The organism is Stutzerimonas stutzeri, from assembly GCF_000935215.1.
Lineage (GTDB): Bacteria > Pseudomonadota > Gammaproteobacteria > Pseudomonadales > Pseudomonadaceae > Stutzerimonas.
In genome coordinates this window covers 69,030-94,626 of record NZ_JXXD01000011.1, presented here as the reverse complement: position 1 = coordinate 94,626, position 25,597 = coordinate 69,030, and the positions used below count along the sequence as shown (strand labels likewise).

The window sequence follows — 25,597 nt, the reverse complement described above, 5'->3', positions numbered from 1 at the left end:
GCAAGGGAGGATTCGAGGTGAGTCGCAACGCATCCATCAACCGCTGGAACATCGCGTCGCGCGTGCTTGCGGCGCTGGTCGGCGGCTATGCGGTCGCCTACGCGGTGACCGCCTTTCTGGCGGTCTACCTGCCGCTGGCACGGCCTGATCGCGTGGTGTTTTCCAGTCTCGCCAGCTTTGCCGTGTGGACGGCGGTGGTGATCTACGTATTCGCCGCCCGCAGTGCCACGCGGGTCTGGCTGTTGATCGTCGGTGTGACCGCGGTGCTGTGTCTGGCCGCGTTCTTTTCCGGCGACTGGAGGGTTCGTCCATGAAACTGCGCCAAAGCATGGCCGGTTTGCACACCTGGGGTGGCCTGCTGCCGAGCTGGCTGCTGTTCGTGATCATCTTTGCCGGCACCGTCGCCTGCTTCGACAAGGAACTCACCCGCTGGATGCGCCCGGCGCTGCATGACGGCGTGGTATCCAGCCTCGGTGCGGACGATGTGCGTGGCTGGTTGCAGCAGAACGTCAGCGAGGAGTTGCATGCCTTCTGGATGCACGGCCCGACCGAGCGCGAGCCTTACTGGCGACTCGGTTGGGAAGTAGACGCCACCAAGATGATCCACAACATCGCCTTCGACCCGCGCAGCGCGCAGGCCGAGCCAATGCCGGAAACGCTGGGTGGCGAGTTCTTCTTCAAGTTGCACTACAACCTGCACGCCGGCGACATCGGCATGTACATCGTCGGTTTGGCCGGCATGTTCATGCTCGTCGCGCTGGTGTCGGGGGTGATCATCCACCGGCGCATCTTCAAGGATTTCTTCACCCTGCGGCCCAAGGCCAACGGCCAGCGTGCCTGGCTCGATGCGCACAACCTGTTCGGCGTGGTCGGTTTTCCATTCCATCTGGTGCTGGCCTACACCGGCGTGGCGATCTTCGTCGCGTCCTACATGCCGGCCGCCGCGCAGGTGAGCTATTCCGGCAACGTCATGCAGTACTTCGGCGAGGTGATGGGCAGCTTCGAGCGCGAAGAGGTGGGCCAGCCGCCGCCGGCTCCGGTGTCCCTTGATGCGCTGATCGCCGAATCGCGCCAGCAGTGGGGCGGTGGCGAGGCGGGCTGGGTCAGCGTGCATCATCCCGATGATGCCTCGGCGGTGGTCGACGTCCGTCGTCGGGACCGTTCGCGGATCGGCTCGCCGCAGGACACCCTCAGCTATGACGCCGGCACCGGCGAGCTGCTCAATCGCCAGGACGCATCCACCGGCTACCGCGCCTACCTCTGGCTGGCGGGGCTGCACATGGCGCAGTTCGGCGGCACGCTGGTGCGCCTGCTCTATTTGCTGATGGGCCTTGCCGGTTGCGCCATGCTGGTCGGCGGGCTGCAGGTCTGGCTGGCCAAGCGCGAACAGCGCGGCGACCGCAGCGTGACCTGGGTGCGCGCGCTGAACGCCTCGGTGTTCGCCGGCCTGCCGCTGGTCAGCCTGGCGCTGCTGTGGGGCAATCGTCTGATTCCGGCAACATTCGCCGAACGCGCCGTGGCCGAAGGCTGGGTGTTCGTCGGTGCCTGGTTGCTAGCGGTGCTCTGGGCCGTTCTGCGCCGCCATCAGAGCCGCCGCCTGCTGCGCGAGCAGCTGCTGCTCGGTGCCGTGCTTGCGCTCGGCTTGCCGATCATCAACGCGCTGACCACCGATGGCCACCTGATCGCCAGCCTCGGACGTGGCGACTGGGCCCTGGCATCGGTCGATCTGTTCATGATCGTCGCGGGGCTGGTCTGTGCGGCCTGCGCCTGGCGCCTGAACGCAACGCCGGCTGCCGCTGCGGTGCGCGGTCGCTCAACCCGTGTACAGGAGGCCTGATCATGCTGCTATTGGCGTTCGCGCTGGCCTACCTGGGCATGACGCTGCTCTGCCTGACCATGAACCGCCACCGTGGTGCGCTGCTGCGCGCCGATACGCGCCTGCCGGGCCCGGCGATCATCCGTTCGCTGGCCGTTGGCTGCTTTGGCTTCGCGCTGTGGCTCGGCGTCAACAGCCAGGGCGGCGAGATTGGCACGGTCATCTGGCTGTGCCTGGTCATGCTCTCCGGCTTGCTGCTGGTGCTGCTGCTGGCCTGGCGTTCGCGCTGGGTACTGCCAGCGGTACCGCTGCTGGCGGCATGCGGGGTGGTGCAGACCGTGCTGTAAACAACCCATGGGCCGCGGCCCGCCAACGCAGAGGAAAATCGATGAGCTGCATTCTCCAGATGGGCCCCTTGTCCGAGCGAGTCCAGCAACGCCTGAGCGGGCATGAGGTGCTGGCCTACTGGCAGAGCGACGCCGAAACGCTGCTCGCCGAGCATGCCGGGCGCATCGAGATCATGCTTACCTCTGCGCGCTTCGGCTGCCCGGCCTCGTTGATCGAACGGCTGCCCCGGTTGAAGGCGATCTGCAGTTTTGGCGTCGGCCATGACGCCATCGCCGTAGAAGCCGCCAGGGCGCGAGGCATTCCGGTGAGCAATACGCCGGATGTGCTCAACGAATGCGTGGCCGATCTGGCCTTCGGCTTGATCATCGACAGCGCGCGACAGCTCGCCCTGGGCGACCGCTTCGTCCGAGAGGGGCGCTGGGCCGAGGCTAACCTCCCACTCGGCCGTCGGGTCAGCGGCAAGCGGCTGGGCATCGTCGGGCTGGGCCGCATCGGCGAGGCGGTGGCCAAGCGCTCGGCGGGCTTCGACATGGCCGTGCGTTATCACAATCGTCGGCCAGTGGCCTGTAGCCCGTACGAGTACGAAGCGAACCTGCTGGAACTCGCGCGCTGGGCGGACTTTCTCGTGCTCAGCTGTCCCGGCGGGCCGCAGACGCAGAACCTCATCGACCGCGCAGTGCTCGACGCGCTGGGTGCCAAGGGCATCCTGATCAACGTCGCGCGCGGTTCGGTGGTGGACGAGCCGGCACTGGTCGCGGCACTGCAGGAGGGCCGGCTCGGCGGTGCCGGACTGGACGTCTTCGCCGACGAACCGAGGGTCCCGGCGGCCCTCTGCGAACTGCCCAATGTCGTGCTGCTGCCGCACATTGGCAGCGCCACCCATGAAACCCGCGGCGCCATGGAGGATCTGCTGCTGGACAACCTCGACAGCTTTCTTCGCGAGGGACGGCTGCTGACGCCGGTCTGACCGCGGCAGTCGACCGCTGGGTGGCGGCGTTTTGTCTACGCGAGAAATCGCAGCCTCATTCGCAAGCAACGTCGCTCCATCTCTGAGCGGCCACCATCAGGAGCGCGCATGGCTTCCCTCGATGAAGTGCACCTCGCCCACGCCGGTTTCCGGCTCTCGGTCTGCCCGGCGCTAGGCGGCGCAATTACCCGCTTTGCCCTGGATGATTTCGACCTGCTACGTCCCTGGGATGGCAGCGAGCAGGTGCGTCGTACCAGTTGTTTCGTGCTGGCGCCGTACTCCAACCGGGTTGGCGGCGGCATGTTCCAGGCGGACGGCGAGTCGCACCGCTTGCGGCTGAATTCCGCGGAACATGCCTTGCCGATTCACGGCGTGGGCTGGAAGCGCCCGTGGACACTGGCTGCGCAGGAGGCCGACCGACTGCTGCTGACACTGCTGCATCGGGCCGAAGGCGATGGCCGGCAGGACTGGCCGTTCTCCTTTGAGCTGGAGCATGAGCTCGGGCTCGACGAGCAGGGCGCCTGGCTGCGGCTGGCGCTGATCAACCGCAGCGAGCGGGTGATGCCGGCCGGGCTCGGCTGGCACCCGTACTTCCCGCGCCATGCAGGCGTGACGCTGCGTTTCGCTGCCGAGCAGGTCTGGCTGAGTGACGATCAGCAGTTGCCGAGCGAGGTGGTGGATGTACCGTCACGCTGGGACTTCCGTCAGACGCGGGAGCTGGGCGAGCCCGAGCTGGATCACTGCTTCGCCGGTTGGGATGCCACGGCAACCTTGCAGTGGCCGACGGCAGGCGTCCGGCTCGAGCTCAAGGCGGACCCGTCGATGACGCATCTGGTGGTCTATACGCCGCCGGCCGCGCAGGGCTTCTTCGCCGTGGAGCCGGTGTCCCATCGCAACAACGCGTTGAATGCGCCGGACCCGGCCAGGCATGGCGTTTTGTATCTGCAGCCGGGCGAGCGGCTGGAGCGCCGCTGCCGCCTGCGCGTCACGCGTTGCTGAAGGCGGACGAAAAAAGGCCCGTCATTCGACGGGCCAAAGATTTATCGCAACCGGAGCGAGGAGGGTTGCGTACTGCGCTACCGCTTACAGCAGAGACAACGGGTAGTTGAAGATCAGGCGGTTCTCGTCGAACTCGGTCGCGCTGTAGTCGCGACGGATGCTGGAGTTGCGCCACTTGATGTTGAGGCTCTTGAGCGGACCGCTCTGCACCGTGTAGGCCAGCTCGGACTCGCGACCCCATTCCTTGCCATCGTCCACGCCACCGGCTTCGATCTGATCGCCGCTGATGTAGCGGTTCATGATGGTCAGGCCCGGAACGCCCATGCCGGCGAAGTTGTAGTCATGGCGCAGCTGCCAGGAACGCTCGTTGGCGTTGTCGTACGCGGAGTTGAACGAGTCGTTGGCGAGGGTGCCGCCGCTGGTGCCGTTGACGCGCATCCAGCCGTTGTCGCCGCTGACCTTCTGCAGGCCGACGTAGAAGGTGTTGCCACCGACCTGCAGGCCGAACAGGCCGGAGTAGGTCTTGTTGTCCAGATCGCCGGCCAGCGCGCTGCCTTCTTCCTTGCCGGTGAAGTAGCCGAGGTTGGCGGTCAGCGCCACGCCTTCGCCGAGCGGCTGGGTGTGCAGCAGCTGGAAGTAGTTCTGCTGGTAGATGTCTTCCAGGCGCGCATGCCAGGCGCCGACCTTGGTCTTCGCGCCCAGTTCGTATTCGCCACCGACGAAGTTGAAGCGGTCGGAACTCGCGCCGCCGTAGAACATGTCGTCCATGCTGCCGTCGTCGCGCGGGCTGTTCTGCCGCATCTGCCCGCCGTAGAGCGACAGACCCTTGATTTCCTTGGAGGTGATCATGCCGCCCTGGAAGGTCTGCGGCAGCGAGCGACCGTCGTCCGAACGCAGGATCGGCAGTACCACCATCCATTCACCGACGCGCACCTCGGTTTCGGAGAACTTGGCCTTCGCCGCGACTGCCAGGCGCGCGAAGTCATCCGGCGGATGCCGATCGCCGGGTGCGCCATGCACCGGCAGCAGGCCAGTGCCATAGGTACCGCCACCGCCATCCAGCTTGACCGCCAGCAGGCCCAGCGCGTCGACGCCGAAGCCCACCGGGCCGGGCGTGTAGCCGGATTGGAAATTGAGGATGAAGCTCTGCGTCCACTCTTCGCCCTTGCTCTGTGGGTAGTCGGAGTCGACGAAATTGCGGTTGATGTAGAAGTTGCGCAGGTTCAGCGAAAAGTTCGCATCTTCGACGAAGCCTTCGGCTTGGGCGCCGGCAGTGAAGCCGAGCGATGCGAGGGTCATGCAGCCGCCCGCGAACAGTGCGACGGACGAGGGTGTGCGTGGGGTCATTATTGTTGTGCTCCCTTGCTTGATGGGCCGCCCCGGTGTGGCCACCGTGGGGGCGGTGGTCTATGCCTGATCGGCAAGTCTAATGACGTCAGTTGTCATATGACTGCAGGGATTATGACGATGAGCACGTCGTTGTCAATGTCGCTGAAAGTCGAAGGGGTCCCGCATGCACACACCGCTATTTCAGGCTATAAGCAGAATTAGAGGCGATAGGAGGAGATTTTTAGCGCGTCGAGGAAGCACAGGCGCCGCTCGTACAGCGCCTAGGGAATCCTTATGGTTACTGGTGGTGGTCGTATGACTCAGGGGCGCTGGTAGGGAGAACCTGTTACCGGCGACAAGTCGAATGTGCCCTTCTCGACGAAGCGCTGGGTGCCGAACAGGCCGCCGGCAAGCTTGCCACGCAACACGTAGGGCACTTCGTCGAGCCCGATGTGTTCCGCCAGTCCCAGTGCCTGGCGCGCGGCCGAGAAGGCGGAAATGGTCACCGGCACGCTGAGCACGCTCTCGCCGAAACGCGGCACCGTGCCGCGCTGGTCGCTGACGCCACTGGCCAGCCGGCGACCGTTAACCTCCAGGTCCAGCGCGACGCCGTTGTAGTCGATGGCGCCATCGTTGGGGTTCTGCAGGCGCAGCTTGACCAGGAAGCGCACCTCCAGGCCTTCGCCTTGCAGCGGCTGGATGCCGGCGACCTGAACGTTGAGCGGGTCGCGCGGTGAAAATGCCGTGCAGGCGCCCAGCGCCGAGGCAAGCAGGGCGATCAACAGCAACCGCAGTGGTCGGTGAAACGTGGGGAATATGTGCACTCAGGGTTTCCTGTCGAGGTTCTTGATCCCCTGCAGCAGCTCGATGGGCAGCGGGAAGACGATGGTAGAGCTCTTGTCACCGGCGATGTTGCTCAGTGTCTGCATGTAGCGCAGCTGCATGGCGCCCGATTGCCGGCCAAGCATCTCGGCGGCCTGCATGAGTTTCTCCGACGCCTGCAGTTCGCCCTCCGCATGAATGACCTTCGCCCGCCGCTCGCGTTCCGCCTCGGCCTGCCGGGCGATGGCGCGGATCATTGATTCATCGAGGTCGACGTGCTTGATCTCGACGTTGGCCACCTTGATCCCCCAGGCATCGGTCTGCGCATCGAGCACCTGCTGGATGTCGCTGTTGAGCCGCTCGCGTTCGGCCAGCATGTCGTCCAGTTCGTGCTTGCCGAGCACTGCACGCAGCGTGGTTTGCGCCAGCTGGCTGGTCGCCGAGTGGTAGTCCTCGACCTCGATGATCGCCTTTTGCGCATCCAGCACGCGGTAATACACCACCGCGTTGACCTTCACCGAGACGTTATCGCGGGAGATCACGTCCTGGGTCGGCACGTCGAGTACCAGTGTGCGCAGATCGACCCGTACCATCTGCTGGATTCCAGGAATCACCAGGATCAACCCTGGTCCCTTGACCTTCCAGAAGCGGCCGAGCATGAACACCACGCCGCGTTCGTATTCGCGCAGGATGCGAAAGGTCGAAGCCAGCAGGCCGAACAGCAGCACCAGCAACACCAGAAAACTCATTTCATAGCCCATGGTTCAGCTCCTCTCGATGGGTGGATGGCTGTGCGGTGACCTCCAGTTGCAGGCCGTGTCGGGCGATCACCCGTACTTGCTGGCCGACCTGCAGCGGTAAGGCGCTGCGCACCTGCCAGTTCTCGCCGTGCAGATGCACCCAGCCGCTGTGCGGATTCTGTGGCGGCACTGCGTCGACCAGTACCACGCTGCCGATCAGCTCGCTGTCGCCGCCGACCAGGCGCTGCCGTCGCGCCTTCAGCGCCATGGCGACGATGCCGAACACCAGCAGTGCGCTGACCATGCCCAGCGGCACGATCAGGCTCAGCGGAATGCCGAAACCCGGCACCTCGGTATCGATGAGGATCACCGCGCCAGCGACGAACGCGGCCACGCCGCCGATGCCGAGCACGCCGAAGCTCGGCAGGAACGATTCGGCGACCATGAAAGCGATGCCGAGCAGGATCAGCGCCACGCCGGCGTAGTTCACCGGCAGCAGCTGCAGCGAATACAGCGCCAGGATCAGACAGATGCCGCCGAGCACGCCGCCGGCGCCGATGCCGGGGTTGGAGAATTCGAGGATCAGCCCGTAGATGCCGATCATCATCAGGATCAGCGCCACGCTGGGGTTGGTGATCACCGCCAGCAGGCGCACCCGCCAGTCGGGTGCGTGCTCGATGAGCGGGGCGTCGGCGGTGCTTAGCGTGGCGTCACCCTCGACGGTGGCGAGGGTTTTGCCGTCGAGCTGGCGCAGCAGGTCGGCAACGTCGCGCGCCAGGTAGTCGATCACCTTCTGTTCCAGCGCTTCGCTCGCCGACAGGCTGACCGCCTCGCGCACGGCCTGCTCGGCCCACTCGGCATTGCGTCCGCGCAACTGGGCGAGGCCACGGATATAGGCGGCGGCGTCGTTGACCTGCTTGCGGCTCATGGCATCGCCGGGGGGCTTGGATGGCTCGTCCCGCTCGCCTTGCGGCTGCTCGGGCGGTGCGCCGGGCATGCCACCGATCTGCACCGGCGTCGCCGCGCCAAGGTTGGTGCCCGGCGCCATCGCCGCGACATGGCTGGCGTAGAGCATGTAGGTGCCGGCGCTGGCCGCCCGGGCGCCACTGGGGGTGACGTAGGTAGCGACTGGGATCGGGCTGGCGAGGATCGCCTTGATGATCGCGCGCATCGACGTGTCCAGCCCGCCGGGGGTGTCCAATTCCAGCACTACCAGCTGTGCCCCCTCGTCGCGGGCATGTTCGAGGCCGCGCAGCAGGTAGTCGGCGCTGGCCGGGCCGATGGCGCCGTCGACCCGCAGCAGCGTGACCGGCGCCGCAGCCAGTGCGGGGCCAGCCAGAAACAGCAGCAAGGCCAGCGACCAGCGCAGCAGGCGCATGGAGCGGAGCATGGCGCTCTCCTCGGGCAGTGCAGGATACTGCCGGTCATTTCAGCGTAGACGACGGCTGCTCGCGCGCCGATTGCTGCGCGAGTGTGTCGCGGTGCGGCGCAATCGCTGAACTCTGCTCGGCGTTAACACCTCACAGGTGCAGAGGGATGGTTGTCCGTCGCCTGCAGAAAAAGGAGATATGCCGATGATTCCTTGCCCCGACAAGCGCTCCGCGCCCGTATCGAGAAGCCGGCAGGATGGGCTGCGCTGATGTCCGCACCGCGCAGCAAGACCGTGGAGAAGATGATGGGCGCCGTGCGCTGGATCGGCTTCGCCGCCTGCTCGCTGGCGGCCGTCGGCTATGCTGCCATCGGCAACTACAACATGACCGGTGCGATGCTGGCGCTGGCCGTGCTGTCCTGGCTCAACATCCGTCGCAAGCGTTCGCCGCGGCCGCCTGAGCGCTAGCGTCGGCCTCTGCCCAATGCCCAACCCGCACCCAGTGCCAGCAGGGCGCCGGCGCCCAGGGCCAGCTTGCCAACATTTGCCGCGCTGATGGTCAGCGCATGTGACTGCGCCTGATCGCCGAAGCGGCCGTCGGTCGAGTGCAGGCCTTCGACTGGCTCGAACAGGTTGTCCGGGCGGTTTTCCGGCACGCGTTCGGGCACCAGTTGTCCGTCCCAGGCCTGCCGCGCGAGCATGCGATCGAGCAGGCCGGGCATGAACAGCGTGCCGATGATCGCCTTCAGGCTGGCCGTGCCGACCCACAGCTCCCGGGGTGCTTCACGCGCCGCACGGAGGATGGCCCGCGCCGCGACTTCCGGTGTGTGGATCGGCGGCACCGGCTGCGCGCGCCAGCCGATCTTGTTGCGTGCCCAATCGAACTGTGGCGTGTTGTGCGCCGGCAGCTGAACCATGCTCAGGCGAATGGCGCTGTTGTCGTGGATCAGCTCGCAACGCAGCGAATCGATAAAGCCGCGAATGGCGAACTTGGCGCCGCAATAGGCCGACTGCAAGGGGATGGCGCGGTAGGCCAGTGCCGAGCCGACCTGGACGATGGTGCCGCTGTTGCGTGGGCGCATGTGGCGCAGCGCAGCCAGCGTGCCGTGCACGCTGCCGAGGTAGGTCACCTCGGTGACGCGGCGGATTTCCTCGGCGGTCAGAGACGCGAAGGGGCCGAACACTGTCGCCATCGCCGCGTTCACCCAGACATCGATCGGCCCCAGTTCCGACTCGATGCGGCTGGCCGCGGCATCCAGCGCCTTGGCATCGGCGACATCGGCGGAAATCGCCAGCACCGTCGCGCCCAGTGCTTCGAGTTGATCGCGGGTGTCGCGCAGGCCCTGTTCCCCCCGGGCGATCAGCGCCACCCGGTAGCCGGCCGTGGCAAAGGCCTCGGCGGTCGCGCGGCCGACGCCCGCGGTTGCCCCGCAGATCACCGCGATTGGTTCTGGCATGAGAAGTCCTCTGATCGTTGCAGTTGGCGGTCGCGCTCGGCGGCCCGCGGTCTGCTTAGACGACCCGTGCGGGCATGGGGGAGTTCGGATGAGCCCGAGCGAAATGCGCGGCTATCGACCAATGGCCAATGGCGTCTACGCCTTTCGTCTGAGATTGTTAGCAGGCTAAGCGATACGCTTGGCGCCGCCCCTTGGCTCAAAAGGCGAAGCGGCATGACGCAACGATGCCCACGTGAAAGACGGGCTGCGTCTTCCCCCTCCGTGCATCTAACCGATGCCCTCGGCGGCTTATCCGGTCGCCCTCGGACTTCAGCCCGCTGCCCCTCGGCAGCGGCGCTCCGCCAGCAGCGTGGAAGGAACCCCTCTGCGCTGTTCCGGTCGATTCAGGTAAGCCGCATATGGCCACACTTACCTGACGGAGACCATGATGGACCTCATCCGCATCATTATCGCGATACTGCTGCCACCGCTTGGCGTGTTCCTCCAGGTAGGCTTCGCCGGCGCGTTCTGGCTCAACATCCTGCTCACCTTGCTCGGCTATATCCCCGGCATCATCCACGCGGTCTGGATCATCGCTCGCCGTTGATCGTCAGCGGCCCGGCTCGACCGGGCTGCTTTTGAACTCCTTCCCCTGGCCGTGTAGAGTCGCGCTTCCTGCGCTACGGAACCAATCACGCGCGAAACACTCAAGAAAACGCCGCTAACCGAGCGCGATCGCCCGTGGGTGACGCCTGCGTTCAGCCGCCCGCGCCAGGTATACGGAAAGGAAACCAGATGAGCGAGTCCTTCATCGACCAGAACAATTTCAGGCGGATCCTCAACCGCAACGTGGCGGTGCCCCTGGGGTTCGGTTTTCTCAGCGCCTTCTTCTTCAGCGCCATCGTCTATTACCTGCTGAGCGTGGGCCAATGGGTCGAGCGCTCGGTTCAAGGCGTCGCCTATGCGCACGAGGCGCAGAAGATGCTCAACGACATCGAATCCTCGATGCGTGGCTATCTGATCGCCGGCCAGGAGCGGTTCCTCGAGCCCTACGAGCGCGAGCGGCCGTTGTTCGAGGAGCAGTTGGAACTGATGCGCAAGTACTCGGCGGAAGATGCCGAGCAGCTCGAACGCGTCGAACGCGTCGCGATGCTGCACAGCCAATGGCTGGCCTTTGCCGAGGACCTGATCGGCCAGCGCGGTCAGGGGCTTTCGGTCATCGAGGACGTGCAGAGCAAACGTGGGCTCGAGTTGAAGGAGGATCAGCGCCGGCTGCTCAACGATTTCATCGCCCGCGAACGCCAGCTGCGCAGCGAGCGTACCGATGTCTCGGAGGTCATCACCACCGCGCTGATCGGAGGGTTCCTGCTGTTCAGCCTGATCTTCAGCGGCCTGCTGGTCTACCTTGGCCGCCGCGATTTGACCTCGCTGTCGGAAAGCTACTCGGCGTCGCTGCAGCGCCAGCAGTCCCATGCCGAGGCGCTGGAGCAACAGGCCTGGTACCGCACCGGGCAGACCCAGCTCAGCGACTCCATCATCGGCGAGCTGGCGCTGCCGGCTCTCGGTCAGGGGGTGCTTAATTTCCTTGCCCGATACATCGATGCAGCCGTCGGCGCGCTCTACGTGGTGCAGGACGGCAAGCTGCAGCGCGTCGCCGAGTATGCCTACGACCCGGAGCATCTGCAGAGCGCGCGGACCCTGGAAGTCGGCTCCGGACTGGTCGGCCAGGCCGCGCTGGAGCGCCGGGTGATGGCGGTCGAGGACCTGCCGGCGGATTACCTCAAGGTGACCTCGGCGCTGGGCGGCACCCAGCCGCGTTCGGTGCTCATCGTGCCGGTGGAAGACAGTGGCCTGCTCAATGGCGTGATCGAGCTGGGCTTCCTGCGACCGCTGCGCGAGCAGGACAGCGAGCTCTTGCGGCGCATCGTGCCCAGCATCGGCTCGGCCATCGAGGCGGCGCGCTATCGCCAGCGCCTGCAGAAGGTGCTGGCCGAGACCCAGCAGCTCAACGAGGAGCTACAGGTGCAGCAGGAAGAACTGCGCGCCGCCAACGAGGAATTGGAAGAACAGTCCAACGCCCTGCGCGAATCCCAGGCGCACATGGAAGAGCAGCAGGCCGAGCTGGAGCAGACCAACGAGCAGTTGGCCGAGCAGACCGAGGAACTGGCCCGCCAGCGCGACCAGATGGACGAGAAGAATCAGCGTCTGAACGAGGTGCAGCTGATGCTCGAACAGCGCGCCGACGAGTTGCAGCGTGCCAGCCGCTACAAGTCCGAATTCCTCGCCAACATGTCCCACGAGCTGCGCACGCCACTGAACAGCTCGCTGATCCTGGCCAAGCTGCTGGCCGACAACCCCGAGGGCAACCTCAGCGACGATCAGGTGCAGTTCGCCCGTTCCATCTATTCGGCGGGCAACGACCTGCTCACGCTGATCAACGACATCCTCGACATCTCCAAGGTGGAAGCCGGCAAGCTCGAGGTGCATCCCGAACTGACCATCCTCACCCGCCTGGTCGACGGCATGAAGAATCTGTTCCTGCCGCTGGCCATGGAGAAATCCCTGCAGTTCAGCGTGGAACTGGCGGACGACCTGCCGGCCAGCCTGTTCAGCGATCGCCAGCGCCTGGAGCAGATTCTCAAGAACCTGCTGGCCAACGCCTTCAAGTTCACCGAGAAAGGTTCGGTGACGCTGCACGTCGAACCGCGCGGTGGTGACCTGCTGGCCTTCGCCGTACGCGACACCGGCATCGGCATCGCCGAGGAGCAGCAGGCGGCGATCTTCGAGGCGTTCCGCCAGGCCGACGGCACCACCAATCGCCGTTACGGCGGCACCGGCCTGGGGCTGTCGATCTCCCGCGAGCTGGCCAATCTGCTCGGCGGAGAGATCGAGGTACAGAGCCAGCCGGGCGCCGGTAGCACCTTTACCCTGGTCGTGCCGCAGACCTACAGCGAAGCGCTCGTCGCCGAGCCGGACGTGGCGCAACCGAGCCGCCAGCCGGAGCCGAGCAGCGTACCGATGCCGGCGGCGAGCAAAGCACCGGCGCGTCACGACGAGCAGGCGCTGCTCAATCGTGCCGCGCCGGTGCCGCAGGAGCGCCTGGCCGATGACCGCGACAGATTCCCGTTCAAGGAGCGCTGCGTGCTGGTGATCGAGGACGAGCCGCAGTTCGCGCGCATCCTCCGTGACCTGGCCCACGAACTCGAGTACAGCTGCCTGCTGTCGCAGAACGCCGACGACGGCTTCGACACCGCGGTGCAGTACAAGCCCGATGCCATCCTGCTCGACATGCGCCTGCCGGACCATTCCGGCCTGACCGTGCTCGAGCGCCTCAAGGAAAACCCGGCGACCCGCCATATTCCGGTGCACGTGGTCTCGGTGGAGGATCGCAAGGAAGCTGCGCTGCAGATGGGCGCGGTGGGCTACGCGATGAAACCCACCACCCGCGAGGAGCTGAAGGACGTGTTCGGTCGACTGGAAGCCAAGCTGGCCCAGAAGGTCAAGCGCATCCTGCTGGTGGAGGACGACGCCCTGCAGCGCGAGAGCATGTCGCGGCTGATCGAGGACGTGGACATCGAGATCACCGCCGTCGAGTTCGGTGCCCAGGCGCTCGAACTGCTGCGCGACACGGTGTTCGATTGCATGATCATCGACCTCAAGCTGCCGGACATGGACGGCAGCGAACTGCTCGAGCGTATGGCCAAGGAGGACATCTGCTCCTTCCCGCCGGTGATCGTCTACACCGGGCGCAACCTGACCCGCGACGAGGAGGCGGCGCTGCTCAAGTACTCGCGCTCGATCATCATCAAGGGCGCGCGCTCGCCGGAGCGCCTGCTCGATGAGGTGACGCTGTTTCTGCACAAGGTCGAGTCGGACATGCCGCCGGAGCGGCAGAAGATGCTGAAAAGCGCGCGCAGCCGCGAGAAGGCCTTCGAGGGCCGCAAGATCCTGGTGGTGGACGACGACGTGCGCAACGTCTTCGCCCTGACCAGCGCGCTGGAGCAGAAGGGCGCGCTGGTGGAGATCGCCCGCAACGGCCTGGAGGCCATCGACAAGCTGCAGCACGATGCCGGCATCGACCTGGTGCTGATGGACATCATGATGCCGGAGATGGATGGCTTCACCGCCATGCAGGAAATCCGCAAGGATGCCCGCTTCGCCAAGCTGCCGATCATCGCGGTGACCGCCAAGGCGATGAAGGATGATCAGGACCGCTGCCTGCGTTCGGGCGCCAATGATTACCTGGCCAAACCCATCGACCTCGACCGGCTGTTTTCGCTGATCCGCGTCTGGCTGCCGAAAGTGGAGCTGCTGTGAAATGGGCGACCGTAACGTCGAGATCGAACTCAAGCTGCTGATCGAGGCGATCTACCTCAAGTACAGCTATGACTTCCGTGACTACTCCGGAGCTTCGCTCAAGCGCCGGGTATTGCTGGCGTTGAAGCAGTTGCAATGCGAGAGCATCTCGGCCTTGCAGCGCAAGATCCTCTATGACCCGCAGGCCTTCATGGACCTGCTGCAGTACCTCACCATCCCGGTCAGCGAGATGTTCCGCGATCCCGGCTATTTCCGCGCGCTGCGGGAACAGGTGGTGCCAGTGCTGCGCACCTATCCGTCGCTGAAGATCTGGATTGCCGGCTGCAGCACCGGCGAAGAGGTCTACTCGATGGCCATCCTGCTCAAGGAAGAGGGGCTGCTCGAGCGCTCGATCATCTACGCCACCGACATCAACCCGCGTTCGCTGGAGCAGGCGCGCCAGGGTATCTTCGCCATCGACCACCTGCGCCAGTACACGGCGAACTACCAACAGGCCGGCGGCACGCGCAGTTTTTCCGACTATTACACCGCCGCGTACGACTCGGCGATCATGGACAAATCGCTGAAAGAAACGGTTACGTTTGCCGACCATAGCCTGGCCACCGATAGCGTATTTTCCGAAACGCATTTGATCTCCTGCCGCAACGTGCTGATCTATTTCAACAAGCCGCTGCAGGACCGCGCCTTCGGTCTGTTCCACGAATCGCTCTGCCACCGCGGATTTCTTGGTCTGGGGAGCAAGGAAACGGTCGAGTTCTCCGGCTACGCCGGTTACTACGAGCCGTTCAACAAATCGGAAAGGATCTTCCGCAAGTCATGAGCAGCTCCGCGCAGGCGATTCTGCAGATCCGCCGCCAGCCGCCGATAGAGGCCGTGGTGATCGGCGCCTCGGCAGGTGGACTCGAAGCACTGGGGATAGTGCTCGAAGGCCTGCCGAGCGGTTTCCGCTTGCCGATCCTGGTGGTCCAGCACGTGCCGGCCAATGGCCCGACGCATCTGGCCGAGATATTCGGACGCAGAACCCGGCTGCTGGTCAAGGAAGCCGACGACAAGGACCAGTTACGCTGCGGAATGCTGTACTTTGCCGCACCCGGCTACCACCTGCTGGTCGAGAGCGACCGCAGCCTGTCCCTGAGCCAGGACGATGCGGTGCATTTTTCCCGTCCGTCGATCGACGTGCTGTTCGAATCGGCGGCCGATGCCTGGGGACCGCAGGTTGCGGGTTTCCTGCTGACCGGCGCCAACGAGGATGGCGCCGCCGGCCTCGAGGCGATTCACCGCGGCGGCGGGTTGACCGTGATTCAGGACCCCGTCGAAGCGGCCGTACCAACCATGCCTCGCGCCGCTCTGCGGCGCTTCGCGCCGGATTACATCTTGCCCCTACGCGACATTCACCGATTGTTGCGAGAACTGGAGTGACCATGCCCGACCGTACCGACGAGGTGAATCTGCTGATCGTCGATGACCTGCCGGAGAACCTGCTGGCTCTGGATGCGCTGTTGCAGGCGCCCGGCATACGGGTTCATCAGGCCGAATCGGCCGAGCAGGCGCTGGAGCTGTTGCTGCGGCACGAGTTCGCGCTGGCAATCCTCGACGTGCAGATGCCGGGCATGGATGGCTTCCAGCTGGCCGAGCTGATGCGCGGCACCGAACGCACCAAGCAGATCCCTATCGTATTCGTCAGCGCCGCCGGCCGTGAGCTCAACTATGCCTTTAAGGGTTACGAGAGCGGCGCGGTGGATTTCATGCAGAAGCCGCTGGATGCCCACGCGGTGCGCAGCAAGGTCAGTGTGTTCGTCGATCTTTATCGCGGGCGCAAGCGCCTGGCGCGCCAGCTGGAGGCCCTGGAACGGAGCCGTCGTGAGCAGGAAGTGCTGCTCGACGAACTGCGCAGCACCCAGGCCGAGCTGGAGGGCGCCGTGCGCATGCGCGATGACTTCATGTCGATCGTCTCCCACGAGCTGAAAACGCCGCTCAACACCCTGATTCTCGAGGTGCAGCTGCGCAAGCTGCAGCTCAGTCGCAACAATCTCGAGGCCTTCAGTGAAGAGCGCCTGCGCAACATGGTGGACAAGGACGAGCGGCAGATTCAGAGCCTGATCCGCCTGATCGACGACATGCTCGATGTCTCGCGCATCCGTACCGGCAAGTTATCGATCCGCCCGAGCCGCACCGACCTCGCGCAGCTGGTGGGCAACGTCGTGGAGAGCTTTGCGGCGCAGATGGAAGCCTGTGGCTGCGAGCTGCGGCTGGAGCGAAATGAGCCGATTATCGGTGTTTGGGACGCCTTCCGTATCGAACAGGTACTGGCCAACCTGCTGACAAATGCCATGCGCTACGGGGCTGGCAAGCCGGTGCACGTCAGTGTCGTGTCGTGTGCAGACGGTGCCTGCATCGAGGTGCGCGACCACGGCATCGGCATCAGCCCGCAGAGTCTGGAGCGCATCTTCTGCCAGTTCGAACGTGCCGAAGGCAGTGAAAGCAGCGCCGGCCTGGGACTGGGTCTGTTCATCGCCGACCAGATCGTCCGTGCGCACAACGGGCGCATTCAGGTGCAGAGCGAGGAAGGCCAGGGCTCGCTGTTCCGCGTGCTGCTGCCGCTGGGCGAGTAGCTGCCGGTACGCTCGCTGGGCTGTAGGGCCGCAAGAGCGTATCTCCGCCCCAGCGGAGAAGGTGCCTTATCCATCAGCGCCGGCCCCGGCGCGATATTGATTTTCCGCCTCAGGACGAGCAGCTGATCTTCAGGTGCTTGCCCCATTCCGGCGGCCGCTCGGCGTAGCGCTGCATGCCCGGCTGTTCCTCGAAGGGGCGGCTGAGCACGGCGTGCAATTCGCGCACGGGGGCGTAATCACCTTTTTCCGCCGCCTCGATTGCCTGCTGCGCCAGGTAGTTGCGCAGGATGTACTTCGGGTTGACCGCCTGCATGCGCGCCTGTCGCTCGGCCGGCTCGCTGCCCTCGCGTGCGGTGCGCGCGCAATAGTCCGCGGCCCAGGCATCGAAGCCCTGCAGATCGACGAAGTCCTCGCGCAGGCGGCGGACCACTTGTTCGGCCGGGCTCTCGCTAAGTTCGCGGAAGAAGTTCGTGTAATCGACGGTACTGGCCTGCATCAGTTGCAGTAGGCGGCGCACCAGCGCCTCGTCATCTGCCTCGGCCTGAGCAAAACCCAGACGCCGGCGCATCAGGTCCAACCATTCGGCTTCGTACAGCGGCAGGAACAGCTCCATGGTTTCGCGCAGCACCTTGACCTCGATGAAAGGCGTCAGTGCCTGGGCCAGCGCTGCCAGGTTCCAGTGGGCGATGGGCACCTGGTTCTCGAAGGAGTAGCGACCGGTGTCGTCGGAGTGGTTGCAGATGAAGCGCGCGTCGAAGTCGTCGAGAAAGGCGTAGGGGCCGAAATCGAAGGTGATGCCGAGGATCGACATGTTGTCGGTGTTCATCACCCCATGGCAGAAGCCGTAGGCCTGCCAGCGGGCGATCAGTGCGGCAGTGCGTTCGAGCACCTCGCGGAAGAATGCGTGGAACGGCTCGGGGTGTTCCAGCAGTTCGGTGAAGTGCGCCTCGATGACGTGTTCGAGCAGTTGTTTCAGCTCGGCGTGCTGGCGGGTGTAATAGAAGAACTCGAAATGGCCGAAGCGCACATGGCTCTGCGCCAGGCGCAGCAGCATGGCGCCGCGTTCGGGGCGCTCGCGGTAGACCGGCGTGCTCGAGGAGGTCACGCACAGCGCCCGGCTGCTGGGGATGCCCAGCGCATGCAGGTGCTCACTGGCGAGAAACTCGCGGATCGACGAGCGCAGCACCGCGCGGCCATCGCCCATGCGCGAGTAGGGCGTCTTGCCGGCACCCTTGAGGTGCAGGTCCCAGTGCTCACCGGCCTCGTTGACCACCTCGCCGAGCAGCAGCCCGCGGCCATCGCCCAGCTGTGGGTTGTAGCTGCCGAACTGATGACCGGAGTAAACCATCGCCCGCGGTTCGGCGGTCGACCAGATCTTGTGCCCGGAGAACAGTTCGGCGAACAGCGGCTGCTCGGCCTCGGCCGGGTCCAGATCCAGCAGCGCCATGGCCGCCTCGCTGACGACCACCAGGCGCGGATCGTTCAGTGGCTGCGGCGAGACCTCAGTGGAGAAGGTATCGCCGAGGCGGGCGAAGCGGTTGTCGAAGGTCAGCTGGGTCAGGCTTTTCAAGATGTCTCCGGCGGCGGCAGGCGGGCGAGGAGTGCCCGGCCGCAGCCGGGCGTTCTGGACGTTGGAGGGTACGCGATGCCCGGACGTTCCTCAGCCGCGATCGTCGGTCGCCGGCTTCTGCTCATCGCCGGCAGGCTTCGGTGTGGCACTGAGCTGCAGCTGCTGACCGGCGAAGTTTTTCAGGAACACGTCGACCTGGCGGAAGGCGATGTTGATGCCGGCCTTGGTGAACTCGCGGTCAATGAAACGGTTGATCTCGTCGGTCGCCGGGTTGCGGTCGCCGAGGTCGCGCACGTGGATGCGCAGCTCATGGTCCAGCGTGCTCTCGCCGAAGTTGAGGAAGAATACCTGCGGCTCCGGATCCTTGAGCACCCGCGGATTATCCTGGGCGGCCTTGTAGAGCAGCTCCTTGACCTTCTCCAGATCCGAGCCATAGGCCACGCCGACCTTGACCGTCACGCGGGTCACGGTGTCGCTCAGTGACCAGTTGATCAGCTGACCGGTGATGAAGGTCTTGTTCGGGACGATGATTTCTTTGCGGTCGAAGTCGGTGATGGTGGTGGCACGGATGCGAATCCGGCTGACCGTGCCCGACAGGTTGCCGATGGTCACCACGTCGCCGATTCGTACCGGGCGTTCGAAGAGGATGATCAGGCCGGAGATGAAGTTGGCGAAGATCTCCTGCAAGCCGAAACCCAGGCCCACCGATAGCGCGGCTACCAGCCACTGCAGCTTGTCCCAGCTGACGCCGAGGGTGGACAGCGTGGTGACGATGCCGAAGCCGGCCAGCGCATAGGACAGCAGCGTGGTGGTGGCGTAGGCGCTGCCCTGCGCCAGACGCAGCTTGGACAGCACCATGACTTCCAGCAGGCCGGGCAGGTTGCGCGCCAGGGCCACCGTGATGGCGACGATCAGCAGTGCGCCGAGCAGGTTGTTCAGGCTGATCGCCGCGGTGGTCAGGGCATCGCCGCTGCCGGTGGTGTATTCGTACAGGGTGATGTTGTCCAGGTAGGACACCACCGAGATCAGGTCGGACCAGACCCAGTACAGCGCCACGAGGAACACGCCGAACATGGTCAGGCGGGTCAGGCGCAGCGACTGCTGGTTGACCTGTTCGATGTCCAGCCCCGGTTCTCCCTGGGTTTCAATCGTGTTGCTGCCGTCGTCGCCTTGCGCCTGACGCTTGGCCAGGGCACGCTTGTAGGCCAGGCGCCGCGCCGCCACCGTCAGCCCGCGGATCAGAGCGGCTTCGACGACGATCCAGATCATCAGCAGGTAGAGGGTGTCGATCAGACGGTCGGTCAGCTTCAGCGCGGTGTAGTAGTAGCCGAAACCGACCGCGACGATCAGCGCGATCGGCAGCACGCTGAACAGCAGGCCGATCATCAGGCGCAGCGGCGGGGCGTTCTGGCTCGACGGGCCCTTGAGCAGCAGGCGGTTGAGGCGCCAGCTCATCAGGGCAAAGCAGGTCAGCACCACGAGGATGCCGAGGACGTCGTCGGCCAGCCGCGCCGGCTGGTGTTCGGCGACGCTGACCACAGCGACCAGGGCCATGACGATCAGGCCGAGGCGGCGGATCTCATCGCGCAGGAAGGCGACCTGCGGCCTCGACCAGCCGAAGTGCAGCTCCGCCACACGCCCCGGTGAGAGCATGCGATAGGCGCTGTAGAACACCAACCAGGCCTGAGCCATTTCATAAAGGGCGGCGCCAAGAACGTAATTCTGTCCGCGCGCGTCCATCTGCAGCAGGTAGCCGCATAGTGTCAGGAACAAGGCGCCGGGCAATGCCAGCAGCAGGTTGAGCAGCAGCGCCAGTGGGGTGTGCAGCTGGCTATCGTTGCGGAAGTGACCGATTTCTTCGCTCAGCGAGCTGAGCTTGGCCTCGATCTTCCGGCGCCACCAGAGCAGGGCGGCGATCAACAGCAGCAGCGGCAGGAAGAACAACGGGCGCTCCTTGAGCCCTGCCCCCAGTTCCTGCAGCGCGGACAGCCAAGGCATCGCCGCGAGCTGATTCTTCAAGCGCTGGGCGGCGCCCTGCAGCCAGTCGAAGTCCAGCGGCTTGTTGCTGGGAATCCAGAACATCTGCTCGTCGAGGGTATTGCGCAGCGCGCTGGCGGTGTCCTGCAGCTGCTTCTGGTTCAGCTGCAGGGTGATGGATGCGTTGAGCAGTGCATCCAGCTCGCGGTTGAGACGGTCGAGCAGCTCGCTACGGGTGGTCGCCAGTTCCAACAGGGTACGCCGCAGTTCAGGTGTGACCTCCTCTTCGTTCTGCTGGGCGAGCAGTTGGTCGACATAGGCGGCGGCATTGCCTGAGGCTTCACGACGCTGGTTCAGCTCGAACTGATAGAGGCGGATATCGGCGATTTCGTCGGCAAGATTCTTGTCCAGCTGCAGGCTCGGCAGCGCCTGCTTCTGCTGATAGAGGATGCGCGACAGCAGCAGGCTGCCTTCGAGCACGGCGATCTGCTCCTCCAGTGCCTGATCGGTCTGGTTGAGGGTGTCGAGCTGCTGGCGGGTCTGCAGGTTCTGCTGGTTGAGGCGGTTGAGGCGTTCGGTGGCACGCAACAGGTAATCGGACAGCTTGAGGTTTTCGGCGCTTTCGGCTGCGAGCAGTTTGTCCGAGCCCGCCTGCTGCACCCGTGCCGAGAACTCGGCGACGGTCTGCTCCGATTCGGCACGGCGCTTCTCGTTGATCAGCCCTTGCAGGGCCTGGGTGTCCTGCTCGGCACGGGCGATGCGCTCGGCCAGCAGGTCGCGGCGGGCCTTACCCAGGTCCTGCAGCAGGCTGTTGCCTGCCAGCTCCTGGCGGCGCAATTCAATCTGCGCCTCGAGCGAGGCGATCTCGGCATCGAGCAGTGCGCGGCGCTCTTCGCTCAGTGGCTTGCCCGATTCGCGGCCGCTCTTGAGCAGGTTGTTGATCTCCTGGATACGCGTCTGCGCCGTACCGATCTGCGCCTGGGCGCGTTCGGGGCGGGTCTGCGCCGAAATGATCATGCTGTTGGCGGCGCTGTACTGCTTCTGCCATTCCGCCAGTTCCTCGACCCGCGCGCCGAGACGCTGTTCCAGCGCCTCGACCGACAACTGGGCATGGCGCTCGGCGGGGTCCTGTTCAGGGCTGGCCTTGAGCCTTGCCAGTTCGCGCTGGGCTTCGGCGATTTCCTTCGGCGCCTGCGCCAGCTGCGTCTTCAGCTCGTCGAGGCGGGCCTTGCTGGTTTCGGTCTGCTCGACCATGCGTAGGGTTTGTTCGCCCAGCGATTGTTGGGCGGGCTTCGCTTCGCCTTCGGCACTGGACGGCGTGCCAGTGAGGCTGTCCAGCGATTGGGCATGCAAAGGGGCGACGATCAGGCAGAGCGTCGAGAGCAACAGCGTGCGCAGAAGTGACATGAGGGCAGTGACGTAGCGGATGACCGGAAAGAGCGGAAGTCTACGGACTGTGCCGGCCCAGCGCGAGTACCCGACAGTCGACCGGCAGATGAGCGGTGAGGCCGCGTCAGCCGGCGGCTGTACTGGCATCAGAACATCAGTTGCGGGCCGGGCTTGTCACCTTCGGGAAACTTCAGGCCGACCTTGCGCACTTCGCCAGCTTCCATGGCCGCCACGGTCCAGGTCAGGCCGTTCCATTCGACCTGATCACCCACCACCGGGCGACCACCGACCTCCTCGGCCATGAAGGAGCCGATGGTCTGCTCGCCATCCACCTCGCCGAGCTTGAGGCCGTAGAGCGCGGCGATGGCGCTGAGCTGGGCGTCGGCTTCGAGGATGAAGTCGCCGAAGAAGCGCAGGTCCTGGCCGCGCTTGGGCGCCTGGCTGAACAGCTTGCCGAGCGCCGGCAGGTCTTCTTCATGGCCGATCACGCAGAGGATGTCGCCGACCTGCAGCCGCGTGCTGCCGGACGGGTGCAGCAGCTCGGTACCACGAAACAGCGCAGCGATGCGGGTGCCCGGCGGCATCTTCAGTTCGCGCAGGGCGGCGCCGACGCACCATTTGGAGGCGCTCAAGCGGTAGATGAACAGCTCCCACTGGCTGGTGGTATGGACCTGCAGGCCGGTACGCGAGATCGGCAGTGGCGAGGGCGGAACCTCGACCTTGGCCTTTTTCGCCGCCCACGCCAGCGTCGAGCCCTGCAGCAGCAGGGACACCAGGACGATGAAGAACGCCACGTTGAAGAACAGCTGGGCATTTTCCAGTCCGGCCATCAGCGGAAACACCGCCAGGATCACCGGCACGGCGCCGCGCAGGCCGATCCAGGATATGAACAGCCGCTCGCGCAGATGGAAGCTGCGAAACGGCAGCAGGCTGACGAACACCGCGAGCGGGCGGGCGCAAAGGATCATCCACAGCGACAGCGCCAATGCCGGCACGGCGATCGGCAACAGATCGCTGGGCGTGAGCAGCAGGCCGAGCACGAGGAACATGCCGATCTGGCTGAGCCAGGCCAGGCCGTCGAACATGTGCAGGATGCCATGCCGGTTGCGGATCGGCCGGTTGCCCAGCAGCAGGCCGCAGACGTAGATCGCCAGGATGCCGCTGCCGCCGACCGCGCTGGACAGGGCGAAGATCATCAGGCCGCCGGCCACCGCCAGTAGCGGATAGAGCCCGTCGGCTACCGAAAGACGGTTGATCAGTTGCAGCAGCAACCAGCCACCGGCCAGGCCGAGCAGCGTACCGATGCCGAACTGCTGGACCAGCTTGAGCAGGAAGTCCCAGCTGAAGCCGGTCTGGCCGGCCAGCAGCATGTCGATCAGCGCCACGGTCAGGAACATGGCCATGGGGTCGTTGCTGCCCGACTCGATCTCCAGCGTCGAGCCGACCCGCTCGTTCAGCCCCTTGCCGTTGAGCAGGTTGAACACCACGGCGGCGTCGGTGGAGCCGACGATCGCGCCGATCAGCAGGCCCTGCAGCAAGGGCAGCTCGAATAACCAGGCGGCGGCCAGGCCGGTCAGGCCGGAGGTGATCGCCACGCCCAGGGTCGCCAGCGAGAACGCCGGTTTCAGGGCCACGCGGAAGGTTGCGGTACGGGTACGCATGCCACCGTCGAGGAGAATCACCGCCAGCGCCAGGTTGCTGATGACGAAGGCCAGCTGATAGTCCTCGAAGACGATACCGCCTACGCCATCGACCCCGGCAAGCATGCCGACGCCGAGGAAAATCACCAGGATCGGCACGCCGAGACGCGCCGAAAGGGAACTCATCAGGATGCTCGCCGCCACCAACAAGGCACCGATAAAGAACAGGTGGTTGATGTTGCCGACGTCCAAATGAAGTCTCCGTTAGAGATAGCTGCCGCGTGCCCATGCACGGGATATGCCAGCGATTCTAACCTGATGATTTGACAGCCTGTCAAAAAAACGCCCCGCAGGAGCGGGGCGCTGTTACAGCATGTGCGGCACGCTCTAGAACCAGGCGTCCTGCATCGTCAGGCAGGTGTCGTCGCGTGCTTCGAGGACGGCCAGCTCGTGCGCGCAAGCCGGCACTTCCCAGGTCAGAAAGTAGCGCGCGGCCTGCAGCTTGCCACGGTAGAAGTCAGCATCCGCCGAGTTGCCTTCGGCCAGTCCGCGTTCGGCGCGCAGTGCCTGCTCCAGCCAGCGCCAGCCGATCACTGCATGGCCGAACACCTTCAGGTACAGCGCCGAGTTGGCCAGCGCCTGGTTGACCTTGCCGGCTGCCAGATCGCCGAGCAGCGCCTGGGTCACGCTGGTCAGGCGGGCGATGTGCTGCTCCAGCGGCTGGCGCAGTGCGGTCAGCGAGTCGTACTCGGCGGCGCGTGCGCAGCTGGCCTGGATCAACCCGAGCAGCTGGCGCAGGCCGGCACCCTTGTTCTGCATCAGCTTGCGGCCGAGCAGGTCCAGCGACTGGATGCCGTGGGTGCCTTCGTGGATCGGGTTGAGTCGGTTGTCGCGGTAGTACTGCTCCACCGGATATTCGCGGGTGTAGCCATGACCGCCGAGAATCTGGATGGCCAGTTCGTTGGCCTTCAGGCAATACTCCGACGGCCAGGATTTGACGATCGGCGTCAGCAGGTCGAGCAGCTCGCCAGCGTTGCGCCGCTCCTCGTCGCTCTCGGCGGTGTGCTCGTCGTCCACCAGGCGTGCCGAGTACAGGCCGAGATCGAAGGCGCCTTCGACATAGGCCTTCTGCATCAGCAGCATGCGCTTGACGTCGGTGTGCTCGATGATCGGCACCTGGCTCGAGGCCGGGTCCTTGCCGTCCGGCAGGCGACCCTGCGGACGCTCGCGGGCGTAGTTCAGCGAGTAGAGGTAGCCGGCGTAGCCGAGCATGATCGCGCCCATGCCGACGCCGATGCGCGCCTCGTTCATCATCTGGAACATGTAGGCCAGGCCCTTGTGCGGCTCGCCTACCAGATAGCCGACGCAATTGCCGTTGTCGCCGAAGTTCAGCGCCGTGCTGGTGGTGCCGCGCCAACCCATCTTGTGGAACAAGCCGGCCAGCAGCACGTCGTTGCGCTCGCCCAGCGAGCCGTCGTCGTTGACCAGGAACTTCGGCACGATGAACAGGCTGATACCCTTCACCCCGGGCGGCGCGTCCGGCAGCTTGGCCAGCACCATGTGCACGATGTTTTCCGACAGCGGGTGGTCGCCGCCGGAAATGAAGATCTTGTTGCCCTTGAGGCGATAGCTGCCGTCACCGGCCGGTTCGGCGCGGGTGCGGATGTCCGACAGCGACGAGCCGGCATGCGGCTCGGTGAGCGCCATGGTGCCGAAGAAGCGGCCCTCGAGCATCGGCTGCAGGAAGCGCTGCTTCTGCTCGTCGGAGCCGAAGGCCTCGATCAGGTGCGAGGCGCCCATGCTCAGCATTGGATAGGAGCTGGTGGCGATGTTGGCCGACTGGAAATGCGCGAAGCAGGCCCGCGACAGCAGGTTCGGCAGCTGCATGCCTCCGTCGTCGAATCTGCGCTGCGCGTTGTGAAAGCCCGCCTCGATGAAGGCGTCCACGGCCGGCTTGACCTCGGGAATCAGCACCGCTTCGCCGTTGACGTACTGCGGCTCGTGCTCGTCGGACTTGCGGTTGTGCGGTGCGAAGTATTTCTCGGCGATGGTGCGCGCGGTGCCGATGGCGGCGTCGAAGGTTTCGCGGCTGTGATCGGCGAAGTGCTCGCGGCGGGTCAGCGCCTCGGCGTCCAGCACTTCGTAGAGTTCGAATGCCAGGTTACGCGGGCAGAGCAGGGTCTCGGTCATGGTCAACCTCCATTTTTATCGGCCCGAGTCTAAGGACCGCGGTTTTCCATTGCCTAGCTTCATCCATTGCACTGAT

At 65.1% G+C, this 25,597-nt stretch carries 20 protein-coding genes; 11 read left to right on the top strand and 9 right to left on the bottom strand.

Annotated features, from left to right (window positions below; genetic code table 11):
• Positions 1 to 17 precede the first annotated feature (17 nt).
• From LO50_RS01650 to LO50_RS01630, 5 genes are all read left to right on the top strand, one after another.
• A complete protein-coding gene (locus LO50_RS01650; RefSeq protein WP_023445236.1) occupies positions 18 to 314 on the top strand; it encodes a DUF3649 domain-containing protein in 297 nt (98 codons plus the stop codon).
• Positions 311 to 1,837, top strand: coding sequence for a PepSY-associated TM helix domain-containing protein (locus tag LO50_RS01645; RefSeq protein ID WP_044313889.1), 1,527 nt, complete (start codon positions 311 to 313; stop codon positions 1,835 to 1,837). Before LO50_RS01650 ends, LO50_RS01645 begins: the two co-directional genes overlap by 4 nt.
• 2 nt (positions 1,838 to 1,839) lie before the next feature.
• Positions 1,840 to 2,163: a DUF3325 family protein gene (locus LO50_RS01640; protein ID WP_014818835.1), complete on the top strand. Its 324-nt coding sequence runs from the start codon at positions 1,840 to 1,842 to the stop codon at positions 2,161 to 2,163.
• 41 nt (positions 2,164 to 2,204) lie between these two features.
• Positions 2,205 to 3,131 (top strand): 2-hydroxyacid dehydrogenase, encoded by a 927-nt coding sequence (locus LO50_RS01635; RefSeq protein WP_044313888.1) that lies wholly within the window; start codon positions 2,205 to 2,207, stop codon positions 3,129 to 3,131.
• A gap of 108 nt (positions 3,132 to 3,239) precedes the next feature.
• Positions 3,240 to 4,130 (top strand): aldose 1-epimerase, encoded by an 891-nt coding sequence (locus LO50_RS01630; RefSeq protein ID WP_044313887.1) that lies wholly within the window; start codon positions 3,240 to 3,242, stop codon positions 4,128 to 4,130.
• Positions 4,131 to 4,214: 84 nt separating this feature from the next.
• On the opposite strand, the gene LO50_RS01625 is transcribed toward LO50_RS01630, so the two are convergent.
• From LO50_RS01625 to LO50_RS01610, 4 genes are all read right to left on the bottom strand, one after another.
• The gene (locus LO50_RS01625; protein ID WP_044313886.1) at positions 4,215 to 5,477 is read right to left on the bottom strand and encodes an OprD family porin; all 1,263 of its coding nucleotides are present in this window, start codon (positions 5,475 to 5,477) and stop codon (positions 4,215 to 4,217) included.
• Positions 5,478 to 5,779: 302 nt separating this feature from the next.
• Entirely contained in the window at positions 5,780 to 6,283 is a 504-nt protein-coding gene (locus tag LO50_RS01620; RefSeq protein WP_023445230.1) for an LEA/WHy family protein, read from the bottom strand.
• A complete protein-coding gene (locus LO50_RS01615) occupies positions 6,284 to 7,042 on the bottom strand; it encodes a slipin family protein (RefSeq protein ID WP_041015830.1) in 759 nt (252 codons plus the stop codon).
• Positions 7,032 to 8,411, bottom strand: a complete 1,380-nt coding sequence (locus LO50_RS01610; protein WP_044313885.1) for an NfeD family protein — start codon at positions 8,409 to 8,411, stop codon at positions 7,032 to 7,034. Before LO50_RS01610 ends, LO50_RS01615 begins: the two co-directional genes overlap by 11 nt.
• 249 nt (positions 8,412 to 8,660) lie before the next feature.
• On the opposite strand from LO50_RS01610, the gene LO50_RS01605 reads away from it, so the two are divergent.
• Positions 8,661 to 8,858 carry a hypothetical protein gene (locus LO50_RS01605; protein ID WP_044313884.1) on the top strand — a complete coding sequence of 66 codons (198 nt, stop codon included), beginning with the start codon at positions 8,661 to 8,663 and terminating at the stop codon, positions 8,856 to 8,858.
• Here the strand turns inward: LO50_RS01605 and LO50_RS01600 are convergent.
• Positions 8,855 to 9,847 (bottom strand): SDR family oxidoreductase, encoded by a 993-nt coding sequence (locus LO50_RS01600; RefSeq protein ID WP_044313883.1) that lies wholly within the window; start codon positions 9,845 to 9,847, stop codon positions 8,855 to 8,857. The two genes, LO50_RS01605 and LO50_RS01600, sit on opposite strands and share 4 nt — an antisense overlap.
• A 427-nt stretch (positions 9,848 to 10,274) precedes the next feature.
• Between LO50_RS01600 and LO50_RS23955 the strand changes: the two genes are divergently transcribed.
• From LO50_RS23955 to LO50_RS01575, 5 genes are all read left to right on the top strand, one after another.
• Positions 10,275 to 10,433 (top strand): YqaE/Pmp3 family membrane protein, encoded by a 159-nt coding sequence (locus LO50_RS23955; protein ID WP_003282625.1) that lies wholly within the window; start codon positions 10,275 to 10,277, stop codon positions 10,431 to 10,433.
• A gap of 188 nt (positions 10,434 to 10,621) precedes the next feature.
• Positions 10,622 to 14,143: a response regulator gene (locus LO50_RS01590; RefSeq protein WP_044313882.1), complete on the top strand. Its 3,522-nt coding sequence runs from the start codon at positions 10,622 to 10,624 to the stop codon at positions 14,141 to 14,143.
• A gap of 1 nt (position 14,144) precedes the next feature.
• The gene (locus tag LO50_RS01585; protein ID WP_044313881.1) at positions 14,145 to 14,963 is read left to right on the top strand and encodes a CheR family methyltransferase; all 819 of its coding nucleotides are present in this window, start codon (positions 14,145 to 14,147) and stop codon (positions 14,961 to 14,963) included.
• Positions 14,960 to 15,562: a chemotaxis protein CheB gene (locus tag LO50_RS01580; RefSeq protein ID WP_042921919.1), complete on the top strand. Its 603-nt coding sequence runs from the start codon at positions 14,960 to 14,962 to the stop codon at positions 15,560 to 15,562. The genes LO50_RS01585 and LO50_RS01580 overlap by 4 nt, the downstream gene beginning before the upstream one ends.
• A gap of 2 nt (positions 15,563 to 15,564) precedes the next feature.
• Positions 15,565 to 16,755, top strand: coding sequence for a hybrid sensor histidine kinase/response regulator (locus LO50_RS01575; protein ID WP_023445222.1), 1,191 nt, complete (start codon positions 15,565 to 15,567; stop codon positions 16,753 to 16,755).
• A gap of 109 nt (positions 16,756 to 16,864) precedes the next feature.
• On the opposite strand, the gene selO is transcribed toward LO50_RS01575, so the two are convergent.
• The 4 genes from selO to LO50_RS01555 form a co-directional block, all read right to left on the bottom strand.
• Positions 16,865 to 18,325, bottom strand: coding sequence for a protein adenylyltransferase SelO (gene selO, locus LO50_RS01570; RefSeq protein WP_044313880.1), 1,461 nt, complete (start codon positions 18,323 to 18,325; stop codon positions 16,865 to 16,867).
• A 90-nt stretch (positions 18,326 to 18,415) separates the two neighbouring features.
• Positions 18,416 to 21,709 (bottom strand): mechanosensitive channel MscK, encoded by a 3,294-nt coding sequence (gene mscK / locus LO50_RS01565; RefSeq protein WP_044313902.1) that lies wholly within the window; start codon positions 21,707 to 21,709, stop codon positions 18,416 to 18,418.
• 128 nt (positions 21,710 to 21,837) lie between these two features.
• Positions 21,838 to 23,583 carry a potassium/proton antiporter gene (locus LO50_RS01560; RefSeq protein WP_044313879.1) on the bottom strand — a complete coding sequence of 582 codons (1,746 nt, stop codon included), beginning with the start codon at positions 23,581 to 23,583 and terminating at the stop codon, positions 21,838 to 21,840.
• Positions 23,584 to 23,718: 135 nt separating this feature from the next.
• Positions 23,719 to 25,521: an acyl-CoA dehydrogenase gene (locus LO50_RS01555; protein WP_044313878.1), complete on the bottom strand. Its 1,803-nt coding sequence runs from the start codon at positions 25,519 to 25,521 to the stop codon at positions 23,719 to 23,721.
• Between the last annotated feature and the right edge of the window lie 76 nt (positions 25,522 to 25,597).

What these genes read in the sequence shown, in the direction of transcription:
- LO50_RS01635 (WP_044313888.1), top strand. Translation starts at nt 2,205, where the DNA reads ATGAGCTGCATTCTCCAGATGGGCCCCTTGTCCGAGCGAGTCCAGCAA.
- LO50_RS01590 (WP_044313882.1), top strand. Translation starts at nt 10,622, where the DNA reads ATGAGCGAGTCCTTCATCGACCAGAACAATTTCAGGCGGATCCTCAAC.
- LO50_RS23955 (WP_003282625.1), top strand. Translation starts at nt 10,275, where the DNA reads ATGGACCTCATCCGCATCATTATCGCGATACTGCTGCCACCGCTTGGC.
- LO50_RS01555 (WP_044313878.1), bottom strand. Translation starts at nt 25,521, where the DNA reads ATGACCGAGACCCTGCTCTGCCCGCGTAACCTGGCATTCGAACTCTAC.
- LO50_RS01585 (WP_044313881.1), top strand. Translation starts at nt 14,145, where the DNA reads ATGGGCGACCGTAACGTCGAGATCGAACTCAAGCTGCTGATCGAGGCG.
- LO50_RS01610 (WP_044313885.1), bottom strand. Translation starts at nt 8,411, where the DNA reads ATGCTCCGCTCCATGCGCCTGCTGCGCTGGTCGCTGGCCTTGCTGCTG.
- LO50_RS01640 (WP_014818835.1), top strand. Translation starts at nt 1,840, where the DNA reads ATGCTGCTATTGGCGTTCGCGCTGGCCTACCTGGGCATGACGCTGCTC.
- LO50_RS01630 (WP_044313887.1), top strand. Translation starts at nt 3,240, where the DNA reads ATGGCTTCCCTCGATGAAGTGCACCTCGCCCACGCCGGTTTCCGGCTC.
- LO50_RS01575 (WP_023445222.1), top strand. Translation starts at nt 15,565, where the DNA reads ATGCCCGACCGTACCGACGAGGTGAATCTGCTGATCGTCGATGACCTG.
- LO50_RS01615 (WP_041015830.1), bottom strand. Translation starts at nt 7,042, where the DNA reads ATGGGCTATGAAATGAGTTTTCTGGTGTTGCTGGTGCTGCTGTTCGGC.
- LO50_RS01605 (WP_044313884.1), top strand. Translation starts at nt 8,661, where the DNA reads ATGTCCGCACCGCGCAGCAAGACCGTGGAGAAGATGATGGGCGCCGTG.
- LO50_RS01625 (WP_044313886.1), bottom strand. Translation starts at nt 5,477, where the DNA reads ATGACCCCACGCACACCCTCGTCCGTCGCACTGTTCGCGGGCGGCTGC.
- LO50_RS01645 (WP_044313889.1), top strand. Translation starts at nt 311, where the DNA reads ATGAAACTGCGCCAAAGCATGGCCGGTTTGCACACCTGGGGTGGCCTG.
- mscK (WP_044313902.1), bottom strand. Translation starts at nt 21,709, where the DNA reads ATGTCACTTCTGCGCACGCTGTTGCTCTCGACGCTCTGCCTGATCGTC.
- LO50_RS01600 (WP_044313883.1), bottom strand. Translation starts at nt 9,847, where the DNA reads ATGCCAGAACCAATCGCGGTGATCTGCGGGGCAACCGCGGGCGTCGGC.
- LO50_RS01580 (WP_042921919.1), top strand. Translation starts at nt 14,960, where the DNA reads ATGAGCAGCTCCGCGCAGGCGATTCTGCAGATCCGCCGCCAGCCGCCG.